14 protein-coding genes are annotated in these 12447 nt (G+C 71.1%); 3 read left to right on the forward strand and 11 right to left on the reverse strand.

All coding sequences use genetic code 11. The features are described 5' to 3' along the window. A partial coding sequence (locus K6I33_RS22275) for an NAD-binding protein (RefSeq protein WP_229355840.1) occupies positions 1 to 752 on the reverse strand: 752 nt, incomplete at its 3' end. Positions 753 to 947: 195 nt separating this feature from the next. On the opposite strand from K6I33_RS22275, the gene K6I33_RS22280 reads away from it, so the two are divergent. Continuing rightward, complete coding sequence (locus K6I33_RS22280) at positions 948 to 1445, forward strand: 8-oxo-dGTP diphosphatase (RefSeq protein WP_229355805.1); 498 nt, start codon at positions 948 to 950, stop codon at positions 1443 to 1445. A 31-nt stretch (positions 1446 to 1476) separates the two neighbouring features. Further along, on the forward strand, positions 1477 to 2145 hold the full coding sequence (locus K6I33_RS22285) for an HAD family phosphatase (RefSeq protein WP_229355807.1): 669 nt from the start codon (positions 1477 to 1479) through the stop codon (positions 2143 to 2145). A 105-nt stretch (positions 2146 to 2250) separates the two neighbouring features. On the opposite strand, the gene kdpC is transcribed toward K6I33_RS22285, so the two are convergent. The 7 genes from kdpC to K6I33_RS22320 all read right to left on the reverse strand — a co-directional run bounded on the left by kdpC (position 2251) and on the right by K6I33_RS22320 (position 9028). Then, positions 2251 to 2901, reverse strand: coding sequence for a potassium-transporting ATPase subunit KdpC (gene kdpC / locus K6I33_RS22290; protein WP_229355810.1), 651 nt, complete (start codon positions 2899 to 2901; stop codon positions 2251 to 2253). Between the two features lie 4 nt (positions 2902 to 2905). Then, on the reverse strand, positions 2906 to 5020 hold the full coding sequence (gene kdpB / locus K6I33_RS22295; protein WP_275126746.1) for a potassium-transporting ATPase subunit KdpB: 2115 nt from the start codon (positions 5018 to 5020) through the stop codon (positions 2906 to 2908). Then, on the reverse strand, positions 5017 to 6708 hold the full coding sequence (gene kdpA / locus K6I33_RS22300; protein WP_229355818.1) for a potassium-transporting ATPase subunit KdpA: 1692 nt from the start codon (positions 6706 to 6708) through the stop codon (positions 5017 to 5019). Before kdpA ends, kdpB begins: the two co-directional genes overlap by 4 nt. Positions 6709 to 6716: 8 nt before the next feature. After that, positions 6717 to 6806: a K(+)-transporting ATPase subunit F gene (gene kdpF / locus K6I33_RS22305; RefSeq protein WP_043188605.1), complete on the reverse strand. Its 90-nt coding sequence runs from the start codon at positions 6804 to 6806 to the stop codon at positions 6717 to 6719. 359 nt (positions 6807 to 7165) lie between these two features. After that, positions 7166 to 7936: a DUF3710 domain-containing protein gene (locus tag K6I33_RS22310; RefSeq protein ID WP_229355820.1), complete on the reverse strand. Its 771-nt coding sequence runs from the start codon at positions 7934 to 7936 to the stop codon at positions 7166 to 7168. 1 nt (position 7937) lies between these two features. Then, complete coding sequence (dut, locus tag K6I33_RS22315; protein WP_229355823.1) at positions 7938 to 8447, reverse strand: dUTP diphosphatase; 510 nt, start codon at positions 8445 to 8447, stop codon at positions 7938 to 7940. Then, a complete protein-coding gene (locus K6I33_RS22320) occupies positions 8444 to 9028 on the reverse strand; it encodes a PaaI family thioesterase (protein WP_229355826.1) in 585 nt (194 codons plus the stop codon). The genes dut and K6I33_RS22320 overlap by 4 nt, the downstream gene beginning before the upstream one ends. A 59-nt stretch (positions 9029 to 9087) precedes the next feature. On the opposite strand from K6I33_RS22320, the gene K6I33_RS22325 reads away from it, so the two are divergent. Beyond that, the gene (locus K6I33_RS22325) at positions 9088 to 9531 is read left to right on the forward strand and encodes a DUF3093 domain-containing protein (RefSeq protein ID WP_229355829.1); all 444 of its coding nucleotides are present in this window, start codon (positions 9088 to 9090) and stop codon (positions 9529 to 9531) included. A gap of 96 nt (positions 9532 to 9627) precedes the next feature. On the opposite strand, the gene K6I33_RS22330 is transcribed toward K6I33_RS22325, so the two are convergent. From K6I33_RS22330 to K6I33_RS22340, 3 genes are all read right to left on the reverse strand, one after another. After that, the gene (locus tag K6I33_RS22330; protein WP_229355832.1) at positions 9628 to 10452 is read right to left on the reverse strand and encodes a hypothetical protein; all 825 of its coding nucleotides are present in this window, start codon (positions 10450 to 10452) and stop codon (positions 9628 to 9630) included. Positions 10453 to 10465: 13 nt separating this feature from the next. Next, positions 10466 to 10762: a DUF4193 domain-containing protein gene (locus K6I33_RS22335; protein ID WP_229355835.1), complete on the reverse strand. Its 297-nt coding sequence runs from the start codon at positions 10760 to 10762 to the stop codon at positions 10466 to 10468. Between the two features lie 429 nt (positions 10763 to 11191). Continuing rightward, positions 11192 to 12447: cell wall metabolism sensor histidine kinase WalK (locus K6I33_RS22340; RefSeq protein WP_229355838.1), on the reverse strand; the 1256-nt coding region annotated here is incomplete at its 5' end.

The following is a 12447-nucleotide window of genomic DNA, read 5'->3' on the forward strand; positions in this document are numbered from 1 at the left end:
ACCTGCCGCTCGTCGGGCAGCAGCACCGGCCCGTCGCCGTCGGAGAGCAGGGCGAGGGTGACGGTCCCGGGTGCCGCGTCGTCCCCGCCCGGCCCCGGGGACGACGCGGGGCGTTCCACGGCCCGCAGCAGCAGGTCCCCCGCCTCGATGGCCTTGCTGGTGCCCGTCACGGCGGCGGCCACCAGCGCCGGGGCGGCGGTGTCCGCGTCGGAGAGCACCGTGGTGGTCCCGGCGTCCGCGTCGCCCATCAGGGCGGCCTGGTCGAGGAGCTCCTCCAGGTACTGGCCGAGGCGGCGGTTGTAGAGCCGGATGACCAGCCGCAGCCGGGGGTTGAGCCGCCGGGCGCGCATCGCGGCGTTGACGTTCGTCTCGTCGTCGTCATAGACGAGCGCCAGCGCGGCGGCCCGTTCGACACCGGCCTCCGTCAGCGCCTCGTCGTCGGGCTCGGCGGCCTCCACGACCCGTACCGGCCCACCGGCCGAACCATTGGTCCCGGCCACCCCGTTGGGACCTGAGGAACCGCCGGGGCCGGACGAACCGCTCGGGCCGGACGCACCGCCGGGGCCGTTCGCGCCCCGGCCGACCGCGCCCGTCACCCGTCCGAAGAGCGCGGCGGCCCGCCCCGCCATCGCCACGGGGCGACGGCGGTCGTCACGTGCGGGCGGCAGCACCAGGGCGACCCGTTCGCCGTGCACACCGGACAGCTCCGCCGCGAGCCGGTGCGCCAGGCCGTCGTCACCGCACACGACCATGTGCGGGGCTGGCGACGCGACATGGGACTGCTGAGGTAAGGAAGCCACGCCCCTACAGTGCCCTGCCGCGGGCCGGAACGCCGCGCCATTTCCCGCGACGCGCGGGCCGGTCCCGCGTACGGCCGGGGGCGTCCAGCGGGCGCGGATGAGGCGAACGGGGGCCGTGGCGCCCGGGAGTGCGCGATGATGCGGGGCATGACCCTGACGCCGATGTGCCTGTGCCTGGTGACCCGGACCGCCGCCGACGGTGAACGCGAGGTGCTGCTCGGCCGGAAGAAGCGGGGCTTCGGCGCGGGCAAAGTCGTGGGCCTCGGCGGCCACGTGGAGCCCGGGGAGAGCCCGGCGCGGGCCGCGGTGCGCGAACTGCGGGAGGAATCCTCGCTGGTCGCGCCCGAGTCGGCGCTGCGACCGGCGGCGAAGCTCGTCTTCCGTTTCCCGGCCCGCCCGGAGTACGACCAGGAGGTGACGGTCTTCGTCACCAGCACGGTCACCGGCACCCCGCGCGAGTGCGACGAGATCACACCCGCCTGGTACCCGGTGCGCGCGCTGCCGCTGGGGGCGATGTGGGACGACAACGGGCAGTGGATGCCCGACGTCCTCGAAGGGCGCTACGTCGACGCGGAGTTCACCTTCGCCGACGACTGCCTGACCGTCGCCTCGGCACGCGTCCGCGCGGAGCCGGTGGCGGGCTGACCCGGCCGGCCCCGCGGTCTATTCTGCGGGAATGTTCAAGCCGATCGAGCTCGTGATATTCGACTGCGACGGAGTGCTCGTCGACAGCGAACGCATCGCGCTTCGGGCGCAGATCGCCGTCGGCGAGGAACTGGGCTGGCGGCTCTCCGAGGACGAGGTCGTCGAACGGTTCATCGGGCGCTCCCGGCAGGCCATCGTCGAACAGGTCACCGCGCGGCTCGGCCCCGGGACGGCCGCGATCTGGTGGGAGCGCTTCGTCGAGCTCCACCGGCGGGCGGTGGACACGGGGCTGACACCGGTCGAGGGGCTGCCCGAGGCCCTGGACGCGATCACCCTGCCGACCTGCGTCGCCTCCAGCGGCTCCCACGAGAAGATGCGCCACACCCTCGGCCGCACCCACCTCTACGAGCGCTTCGCGGGCCGCATCTACAGCTCCACCGAGGTCGCCCGGGGCAAGCCGGCCCCGGATCTGTTCCAGTACGCCGCACGGCGGATGGGCGCCGACCCGGCGGCCTGCGTGGTGGTCGAGGACAGCCGGCCCGGCGTCGAGGCGGCACGCGCCGCCGGGATGCGCGCCTTCGGCTACGCCGGCGGGCTGACCCCCGGGGAGTGGCTGGAGGGCCCCCACACGGTCGTCTTCCACGACATGCGCCGGCTGCCGGAACTGCTCGGCGGCCTGATGACGCCCCCTTCGGGCTGACGGTACGCCACCAACGACCGACGGCCCGGCCCCCGGTCACCGCGAAAGCGCGGTTGACGAGGGGGCCGGGCCGTCGGTGCCGAACGTGGCTCGCCGGCAGGGGGATCAGCCCTTGGCGAGCTCCTTGAGGGCCACGTTGAGCTGGAGGACGTTGACGTGCTCCTCGCCCATGAAGCCGAGGAGCCGGCCGTCCACGTGGTCCTCGACCAGCTTCTCGACCTTGGCCTCGGGCAGGCCGTTGGCCTTCGCCACGCGCTTGGCCTGGAGCCGGGCGTAGTCGGGCGAGATGTGCGGGTCGACGCCGGAGGCGGAGGCCGTCAGGGCGTCCACCGGGACCGCGGAGGGGGAGACGCCGTTGAAGGCGGCGACGTCCGCGCGGCGCTGCTCGACGCTCGTGAGCAGGACCTTGCTGTCGGCGGCGAGGTTGGAGGCGCCGGAGACCAGCAGCTTGTACTGGGTGTTCTCGGTGTTGGCGCCGGCCGCCGAGGGGCGGGGCTGGAAGTACTTGGGGTCCGGCAGGGGGTTGCCGTCCTTGTCCTTCTTGTCGCCGAGGTTGTAGCTCTGGCCGAGCAGCTCGGACCCGACGGACTTGCCGTCGACCTTGATCTCGGAACCGTTGGCCTTGTCGTTGAAGGCGGCCTGGGCGATGCCGGTGACGACGAGCGGGTAGATCACACCGCAGACCACCGTGAGGACGAGCAGGGCGCGCAGCCCCGCGCCGAACAGACGGAGCGTGTTCTGTACGGAGTTGTTCATGACGTCACCCGATGCCAGGGATGAGGGAGATGAGCAGGTCGATGATCTTGATGCCGATGAACGGGGAGATCAGGCCGCCCAGTCCGTAGATCAGCAGGTTGCGGCGGAGCATGGCGTCCGCGCTCATCGGGCGGTAGCGCACGCCCTTGAGGGCGAGCGGCACCAGGGCCACGATGATCAGCGCGTTGAAGATGACGGCCGACAGGATCGCGGACTTCGGTGACGCCAGGCTCATGATGTTGAGCTTGTCGAGGCCGGGGTAGGCGACGGCGAACATCGCGGGGATGATCGCGAAGTACTTCGCGACGTCGTTGGCGATGGAGAACGTGGTCAGCGCGCCACGGGTGATCAGCAGCTGCTTGCCGATCTCGACGATCTCGATGAGCTTGGTGGGGTTGGAGTCCAGGTCCACCATGTTCCCGGCCTCCTTGGCGGCCGAGGTACCGGTGTTCATGGCCACGCCCACGTCGGCCTGGGCCAGGGCGGGGGCGTCGTTGGTGCCGTCACCGGTCATCGCGACGAGCTTGCCACCGGCCTGCTCACGCTTGATGAGCGCCATCTTGTCCTCGGGCGTGGCCTCGGCGAGGAAGTCGTCGACACCGGCCTCCTCCGCGATGGCCTTCGCCGTCAGCGGGTTGTCACCCGTGATCATGATGGTCTTGATGCCCATGGCACGCAGCTCGTCGAAGCGCTCGCGCATGCCTTCCTTGACGACGTCCTTCAGGTGGATGACGCCCAGGACGCGGGCGCCCTTGTCGTCCTCGACCGCGACGAGGAGCGGGGTGCCACCGGCCTGCGAGATGTCGTCGGTGAGCTTGGTGGCGTCGTCGGCGATGGTGCCGCCGCGCTCCTTCACCCAGGCCAGGACCGAACCGGTCGCGCCCTTGCGGACCTTGCGCCCGTCGACGTCCACACCCGACATCCGGGTCTGGGCGGTGAAGGGAATCCACTCGGCGCCCACCAGCTCGCCCTCGTGGCGCTCGCGCAGGCCGTACTTCTCCTTGGCGAGGACGACGATCGAGCGGCCCTCGGGCGTCTCGTCGGACAGCGAGGAGAGCTGGGCGGCGTCGGCCACCTCGGCGGCCATGGTGCCCTTGACGGGCACGAACTCGGCGGCCTGGCGGTTGCCGTAGGTGATGGTGCCGGTCTTGTCGAGCAGCAGCGTCGAGACGTCGCCCGCGGCCTCCACCGCGCGCCCGGACATCGCCAGGACGTTGCGCTGGACGAGCCGGTCCATGCCCGCGATGCCGATCGCGGAGAGCAGCGCGCCGATGGTCGTCGGGATGAGGCAGACGAGCAGGGCGGCCAGCACGATCATCGTCTGCTCGGCGCCCGCGTAGATCGCGAAGGGCTGGAGGGTGACGACGGCCAGCAGGAAGACGATGGTGAGCGAGGCCAGCAGGATGTTGAGGGCTATCTCGTTCGGCGTCTTCTGGCGGGCGGCGCCCTCGACCAGGTTGATCATCCGGTCGATGAAGGTCTCGCCCGGCTTGGTCGTGATCTTGATGACGATCCGGTCGGAGAGGACCTTCGTACCGCCGGTGACGGCCGAGCGGTCACCGCCGGACTCACGGATGACCGGGGCCGACTCGCCGGTGATGGCCGACTCGTCGACGGAGGCCACGCCCTCGACGACGTCGCCGTCGCCCGGGATGATGTCGCCCGCCTCGCAGACGACCAGGTCGCCCACGCGCAGCTCGGTGCCGGGCACCGACTCCTCGCCCCGGCCGTCCTCGGTGAGGCGGCGCGCGACCGTGTCGGTCTTGGCCTTGCGCAGGGTGTCGGCCTGGGCCTTGCCGCGGCCCTCGGCGACGGCCTCGGCAAGGTTGGCGAACAGGACGGTCAGCCAGAGCCAGATCGTGATCGTCCAGCCGAACCAGTCGCCGGGGTGCTTCAGGGCCAGGCCGGTGGTGACCACCGAGCCGACCTCGACCACGAACATGACCGGGGACTTGACCATCACCCGCGGGTCGAGCTTGCGGAACGCGTCCGGCAGGGACTTGACCAGCTGGGCCGGGTCGAACATGCCGCCGGAGACGCGGCCGGCCTCGTGGTCACCGTGCGGCTGGACGTCCTTGGGGTCCTCGGACGTGGGTCGGACAGGGGTGGTCGTGCTCATGAGAGTCCCTCCGCCATCGGGCCAAGGGCCAGGGCCGGGAAGTAGGTCAAGCCGGTGATGATGAGGATCGCGCCGACGAGCAGACCCGCGAAGAGCGGCTTCTCGGTGCGCAGGGTGCCCGCGGTCTCGGGGACGGGCTTCTGCTCGGCGAGCGAGCCGGCCAGCGCCAGGACGAAGACCATCGGCAGGAAGCGGCCCAGGAGCATCGCCAGGCCGATCGTGGTGTTGTACCACTGCGTGTTGGCGTTGAGACCCGCGAAGGCCGAGCCGTTGTTGTTGGCGCCGGAGGTGAAGGCGTACAGGACCTCGGAGAAGCCGTGGGCCCCGCTGTTGTTCACCGAGTTCGCCGCGCCGTTGAGGATCGAGTTCGGCGGCGTGGACAGCGCCATGGACAGCGCGGTGAAGCCGAGGACCAGGGTCGGGGTGATGAGGATGTAGCACGCGGCGAGCTTGATCTCACGGGTGCCGATCTTCTTGCCCAGGTACTCGGGCGTCCGGCCGACCATCAGGCCCGCGATGAAGACCGCGATGACCGCCATCACGAGCATGCCGTAGAGGCCGGAGCCCACACCACCGGGGGCGATCTCGCCGAGCATCATGCTCAGCAGGGTGATGCCGCCGCCGAGGCCGGTGAAGGAGGAGTGGAAGGAGTCCACGGCACCGGTCGAGGTGAGCGTGGTCGTGGTCGCGAAGATCGCGGAGGCGCCGACGCCGAAGCGCTGCTCCTTGCCCTCCATCGCGCCGCCGGCCGCCTGGAGCGCCTGGCCGTGGCCGACGTACTCGGTCCACATCATCAGCCCGGTGAAGGCGAGCCAGATGAAGCCCATCGTCGCCAGGATCGCGTAGCCCTGCTTGACGTTGCCGACGAGCTTGCCGAAGGTCCGCGTCAGCGCGAAGGGGATGACGAGGATCAGGAACGCCTCGAAGAGGTTGGTGAAGGCGTTGGGGTTCTCGAAGGGGTGGGCGGAGTTGGCGTTGAAGTAGCCGCCGCCGTTGGTGCCCAGCTCCTTGATGACCTCCTGCGAGGCCACGGCGCCGCCGTTGACCTGCTGGGTGCCGCCCGCCAGCTGACCGATGTCGTGGATGCCGGCGAAGTTCTGGATGGCGCCGCACGCGACGAGGACCAGCGCGCCGATCACCGAGATCGGGATCAGGATGCGGACCGTGCCGCGCACCAGGTCGGCCCAGAAGTTGCCCAGCTCACCGGTGCGGGAGCGGGCGAAGCCCCGGACGAGGGCGACGGCGACGGCCATGCCGACCGCGGCGGAGACGAAGTTCTGCACCGCGAGGCCGAGCGTCTGCACGGCGTGGCCCATGGCCTGCTCGCCGGAGTACGACTGCCAGTTGGTGTTGGCCACGAACGAGGCGGCGGTGTTGAACGCCTGGTCCGGGCTGATCGCGGTGAAGCCGAGCGAGAGCGACTTGGGCAGTACGCCCTGGACCCGCTGGAGCAGGTAGAGGAAGAGGAGGCCGGCCGCGGAGAAGGCGAGGATCCCGCGCAGATAGGCGGGCCAGCGCATTTCGGCGTTCGGGTCGGCGCCGATCAGGCGGTACATCACCTTCTCTGCGCGCAGGTGCTTCTCGGAGCTGTAGACGCGGGCCATGTAGTCGCCGAGCGGGACATAGACCAGGGCCAGCGCGCCCATGAGCGCGACGAGCTGAAGAATTCCGGAGAGGACGGGACTCATGTCTGTGCTCAGAACCTCTCCGGGAAAACGAGGGCGAGGATCAGGTAGCCCAGCAGGGCGACGGCCACGACGAGGCCGACGATGTTCTCGGCGGTCACAGCTTCGTCACCCCCTTGGCGACGAGAGCCACCAGTGCGAAGACCGCGATGGTGGTGACGACGAAGGCCACATCGGCCATCGTGTGCTCCTAGAGAGGTTCGGAAGAACGGACCCCTAGAGGAAACCTCCACTACCGGTCGGTAGCACTTCCGTTGACGCCTCCCTTACGGCCATTAGCGCCCCCTTGACGGGATCCTTACGCGAACGGTCCGGACCTGCGAAAACGCCACTGGGCCGGAACCCGTATTACGGGTTCCGGCCCAGTGAAACGGCTTATTCCAGCCGCCCGGCGGCTGGATCACGGCCTTTTCCGGCGGTCTTCCGGAAGGCTTTCCGGCGGCCTTCCGGCAGGCTCGCGTCAGCGGATCTCGGAGATCTCCGGGCCGCGCTGCAGACGGTCCACACCGCCCGCGAAGCGGGAGCCCGGCTCCTCCTGCTGCTGGAGGCCCTCGGCCACCATCTGCGCGTCCTCGGGCAGCTTCAGGACGATCGGGTCGCGCGGCGCCATCGGGGACTCCCCGCGCACCACGACGGTGTCCCGGAAGACCTGCTCCAGCATCCCGGCGGTCTGCGGCTGCACCGCGCCCTGGCCGGAGATCACACCGCGCAGGAACCAGCGCGGGCCGTCGCAGCCGACGAACCGCACGAGCTGGACGCCCTGGGTGCCGTCCGGCAGCGCCACGGGCACCTGGGCCCGCAGCTCCCAGCCGAGCGTCCCCTCGACCTCGTCCACGACACCGCCCTGCTGGGTGATGCCGGCCGCGATCTCCTCGCGGACCTCGCCCCAGATGCCCTCGCGCTTGGGGGCGGCGAACGCCTGGAGCTGGACGGCGCTGTCGCGCAGCACCACGGTCGCGGCGACGATGGCGTCACCGGCGACCTCGACCCGCAGCTCCATGCCCTCGACGCCGGGCACGAACAGCCCGCCCAGGTCCACCCGGCCCTCGGCGGGGTCCAGGACCTCGGAGACGTCCCACGGCCCGTCGGGGCGCGGTCCCGGCTCCAGCCGGATCCGGCTCTCGGCCGCGGTGGCCTCTGCGGCCCCGGAGTCCTCAGTCAACTCCTCGGAGGCCACGTCGTCGATACGATCGACAACGTCCTCGCTGCGCTTGCGGCGACGACCGAACACGTCACTGTCCTTCCCGGTCGCAGGCGACCGAAGCGAATCCATTCCCCACGGCAGCGTGGCCACCGGTGGACCCGAAGCCCCCTTCGGCCCGCGCCGAGCCGGGAAGCTCCGCCACCTCGTGGAAGCGGACCTTCTCGACCTGCTGGACAACCAATTGGGCGACGCGGTCGAACCTCTCGAACCGGACGCTCTCGCGCGGGTCCAGATTGACCACAATCACCTTGATCTCTCCACGGTACCCGGCATCGATGGTGCCCGGGGCATTGACCATGGACACCCCGCAGCGGGCCGCCAGGCCCGACCGGGGGTGGACGAACGCCGCGTAGCCGTCGGGCAGCGCGATGGAGACGCCGGTGGGCAGCACCGCGCGCTCACCGGGGGCGAGCTCGGCGGCCTCGGTGGTGACGAGGTCGCAGCCCGCGTCACCGGGGTGCCCGTACGAGGGAATGGGCACCTCGGGGTCGACCAGGCGGATCAGGACGTCCAGCTGCGGACGGGGCGCGACGCTCACGGGTTCACCTCAAAGGCTCGGGCGACCTTCACCTGGTCGGGATCGGCGAGGGCGGCCTGGATCTCCTGCTTGCGGCCGTTCTCGATGAAGTGGTCGACCTTGACCTCGATGAACACCGCGTCCGCCTGCACCGCGACCGGGCCGTCCGGGCCGCCGATGCGGCCGGTGGCCGTGCAGTAGATCTTGCGGCCGTGCACCGCGACGGCCTCGGCCGTCAGGTGCAGCACGGTGTCGACCGGCACGGGACGCGTGTAGTCCGTCTCCAGCCGCCCGGTCACCGCGATGGTGCGCAGCAGCCAGCCCAGCGAGCCCAGGGTCTCGTCCAGGGCCGTGGCCAGCACACCGCCGTGTGCCAGGCCGGGGGCGCCCTGGTGGGCCTCCCTCACCCGGAACTCGGCGGTGACACTCACCCCCTCGCCGGCGCGCGTCTCCAGGTGCAGCCCGTGCGGCTGACCGCCGCCGCAGCCGAAGCAGTGTTCGTAGTGCGACCCGATGATCTCTCCGGGCGCGGGGGCTTCGGGGTGCCGCACCGGAGGCCGTGCGTCGGCCGGCGGTGTCAGCGCTGTCGTTCGTCCACTCACAGGGGCTGACCTTACCCGCGCGAACGGGGCCCGGTCCCGTCCGTGCCAAGCTTGTGCGTATGCAGCCTTACGAAGAACGCCTGACCGCGCCCCGCTCCTGGTGGGTCATCTCGGTCCTGGTCGGCGTCGCCATGGCGCTGATCCTGCTGCCGCTGGGCACCCTGCCGATGCTGGGCGGGCTGATCGGCGGCTCGGCGCTGGCCGCGATGGCGGTCAGTTCGTACGGCTCCGCGCGGATCCGGGTGGTCGGCGGCGCTCTGGTGGCGGGGGACGCGAAGATCCCCGTCGAGGCGCTGGGGACGCCGGAGGTGCTGGACGCCGAGGAGGCCCGCGCCTGGCGGACCCACAAGGCGGACACCCGCGCCTTCATGCTGCTGCGCGGCTATGTGCCCACGGCGGTGCGGATCGAGGTCACCGATCCGGCTGACCCCACTCCGTACCTCTATCTCTCCACGCGCTTCCCCGAGCGGCTGGCCGCCGCCGTCGAGGCCGTACGGGCCTGAGAACGGGCGCGTGGCTCCCCGGGCCGGGTAGTCACCCACAAGGGCCACACGGGCCCTTGTGAGGCCTTGCGGGCCGGGCCGGGCGACTCTGCCCGGTCAGGCCAGTCCCAGACCCTCGTCCGGCGGCTCCGCCGGTGTGCCCGCGAGCTCGTTCCAGGGGACCTGCCGAGCGCGCAGATCCCTGCGGACCTTCTCGGCGAGCCGATGGGTGTCCCGGCGGTTCATCACCGCGCCGACGGTCGCGCCGATCATGAAGGGCGTGAGGTTGGGGAGATTGCGGAAGGTGCGCTTCAGCACCCGCTGGCGCAGCTCACGGCGGAGCTGGCCGCCGAGCGCGGCATTGACGGTCAAGGGGGACGTGACGTCGATGCCACGCTCGTCGGCCCAGGCGCCGAGGTAGGCCACGGCCCGCTGGCGCCCGTTGCCGGGGGCCCGGACGCCGTACACCTCGTGCAGCTCGGCGATGAGCTTGAACTCCACTGCCGCGACACCGATGATCTCGGCCGCCAGCTCGGCGGGCATGGCGGGCGGCACGGGCAGCATGGCCGCCGCCCCGATGCCCGCGCCCACGGTGGAGGTGCCGTAGCCGGCACCGGCCACCAGTTTGTCCGCGAGCTCCTCCGGCCCGAGGCCGGGGAACTGCGCGCGAAGAGTCGCGAGATCACGCACCGGGATGCGTGGAGCGTTCGCGATGATCCGGTCCGCTACGGCGGTGAGCCCCGACCGTGCGCCCCGGCCGCCCGTGCGCAGCCGCGCGACGGCCTGCCGGCCGGCGACGGCGGCGAGCGAGGCCATGCGGCCCCGCTCGGCGGTCGGGTCGGCACCGGCCTCGACCGTGCCGCCAGGGACGCCCTCGACGGGCCCGGAGGTCAGCCCGGGCCGCCGGTAGCGCCGCTTCCGGAACGGGTTCGAGCCTGCCATGGCAGACCCTGCCTCACTCGCAGTCGCGGCAGATCGGCTGGCCGTTCTTCTCACCGGCGAGCTGGCTGCGGTGGTGCACGAGGAAGCAGCTCATGCACGTGAACTCGTCGGCCTGCTTGGGCAGGACCCGAACGGCCAGCTCCTCGTTGGAAAGGTCGGCGCCGGGCAGCTCCATGCCCTCGGCGGCCTCGAAGTCGTCGACGTCGACCGACGACGAGGACTTGTCGTTCCGCCGGGACTTCAGCTCTTCAAGGCTGTCGCTGTCGACGTCGTCATCGGTCTTGCGTGGGGTGTCGTAGTCCGTTGCCATGTCGCTCTCCCCCTCTGGGTGTCTGCGGTATCTCCAGCGCACGTAACGCGTGAGAGGCCGGACTTGTGCCCGACCCGAGGCGGAGATTTTGCCTCACATCAAGGTCTGTTACTCAATCGACACCCAACCGCACACCTGAAGAGGTGATCGGGACGGGTGTCGATGGGGACCGTACACGGTCGAAATGCCGTGCACGGCCACGCCATTCCGTGTACTTCCCGTGATCAGGACCCCCGGAAACCCCCATTTTTCAGGCGTTCCCTTGGGGTCCACGATCACGGAGAGTAGATGGCCGGAAGTCTGCGTATGTGACCGATCACACACAGCCGCGGCGCCGGGCGGACCGGATGAATTCCGCCCAAAGCGAACCCGCGAGGGACCTATTGTCGCAGACTCCCCCGGCCCGGGCACCGCCCGGGCCGGAGCCGGTCAGGTGGGCAGGACGACCCGCATGACCAGGCCACCTCCCTCGCGGGGCTCCGCCGTGATCCGCCCGCCGTGCGCCCGGGCCACCGAGCGCACGATGGACAGCCCCAGGCCGACGCCCTTGTCGCTGCCCGTACGCTCCGTGCGCAGCCGGCGGAAGGGCTCGAAGATGTTGTCCACCTCGTAGGCCGGGACGACCGGGCCGGTGTTCTCCACTATCAGCACGGCCTGGCCCGGCAGGGCCTGGGTGGTGACCTCCACCCAGCCGTCGGGGGTGTTGTAGCGCACCGCGTTCTGCACGAGGTTCAGCGCGATCCGCTCCAGCAGCACGCCGTTGCCCTGGACGACCGCGGGCTGCCGGGTGCCGCGCAGCTCCACGCCCTTGGCCTGGGCCTCCCCACGAGCCTGGTCGAGGGCCTGGGAGGCCACCTCGGCGAGGTCCACGGGCTTGCGGTCCACGATCTCGTTGTCGCTGCGGGCGAGCAGCAGCAGGCCCTCCACGAGCTGCTCGCTGCGCTCGTTCGTGGCCAGCAGCGTCTTGCCCAGCTGCTGGAGCTCCGGGGAGGCCGCCGGATCGGACAGGCTGACCTCCAGCAGGGTGCGGTTGATCGCCAGCGGGGTGCGCAGCTCGTGCGAGGCGTTGGCGACGAAGCGCTGCTGGGCGGTGAAGGCGCGCTCCAGCCGGTCCAGCATCTCGTCGAAGGTGTCCGACAGCTCCTTGAGCTCGTCGTCCGGGCCGCCCAGCTCGATCCGCCGGCTCAGGTCCGTGCCGGCCACCCGGCGGGCGGTTCGCGTGATCTTGCCCAGCGGGGAGAGGACCCGGCCGGCCATGGCGTAGCCGAAGGCGAAGGCGATCACGGCGAGGCCGAGCAGGGCGAGGAGGGAGCGGCGCAGCAGGGAGCCCAGGGCCGCCGCGCGCTGATCGCGCATACAGGCTTCGAGGATGTTGTTGGCCTGGTCGGCGTTGAGGCCCGGGCTCTTCAGCTCGGGGCAGGTGTTGCCGGTCACCTGGACCTGGCTGCCGTTGACCAGTCTGATCAGGGGCTCGCTGCCGACGCTCAGGGCGTCGGCGGCCAGCAGATAGATGATCGTCAGCAGCAGGACGCCCGCCATCAGGAACATCCCGCCGTAGAGCAGGGTGAGACGTATCCGGATGGTCGGGCGCAGCCAGGGGAACGGGCGCACGACCGGCTGGCGCGGGTCCCAGGAGGGCTTGGGGGGCGGCGCGGCGGCCGGGCCCGGCCCGCCCGCCGGAGGGG

Source organism: Streptomyces sp. UNOB3_S3, from assembly GCF_020740895.1.
GTDB lineage: Bacteria > Actinomycetota > Actinomycetes > Streptomycetales > Streptomycetaceae > Streptomyces.

Bases quoted from the DNA above. Each gene is read 5' to 3' on its own strand.
- kdpA (WP_229355818.1), bottom strand. From the start codon at position 6,708: ATGAGTCCCGTCCTCTCCGGAATTCTTCAGCTCGTCGCGCTCATGGGC.
- kdpC (WP_229355810.1), bottom strand. From the start codon at position 2,901: ATGAACAACTCCGTACAGAACACGCTCCGTCTGTTCGGCGCGGGGCTG.
- kdpB (WP_275126746.1), bottom strand. From the start codon at position 5,020: ATGAGCACGACCACCCCTGTCCGACCCACGTCCGAGGACCCCAAGGAC.
- K6I33_RS22330 (WP_229355832.1), bottom strand. From the start codon at position 10,452: ATGGCAGGCTCGAACCCGTTCCGGAAGCGGCGCTACCGGCGGCCCGGG.
- K6I33_RS22285 (WP_229355807.1), top strand. From the start codon at position 1,477: ATGTTCAAGCCGATCGAGCTCGTGATATTCGACTGCGACGGAGTGCTC.
- K6I33_RS22325 (WP_229355829.1), top strand. From the start codon at position 9,088: ATGCAGCCTTACGAAGAACGCCTGACCGCGCCCCGCTCCTGGTGGGTC.
- K6I33_RS22335 (WP_229355835.1), bottom strand. From the start codon at position 10,762: ATGGCAACGGACTACGACACCCCACGCAAGACCGATGACGACGTCGAC.
- K6I33_RS22280 (WP_229355805.1), top strand. From the start codon at position 948: ATGACCCTGACGCCGATGTGCCTGTGCCTGGTGACCCGGACCGCCGCC.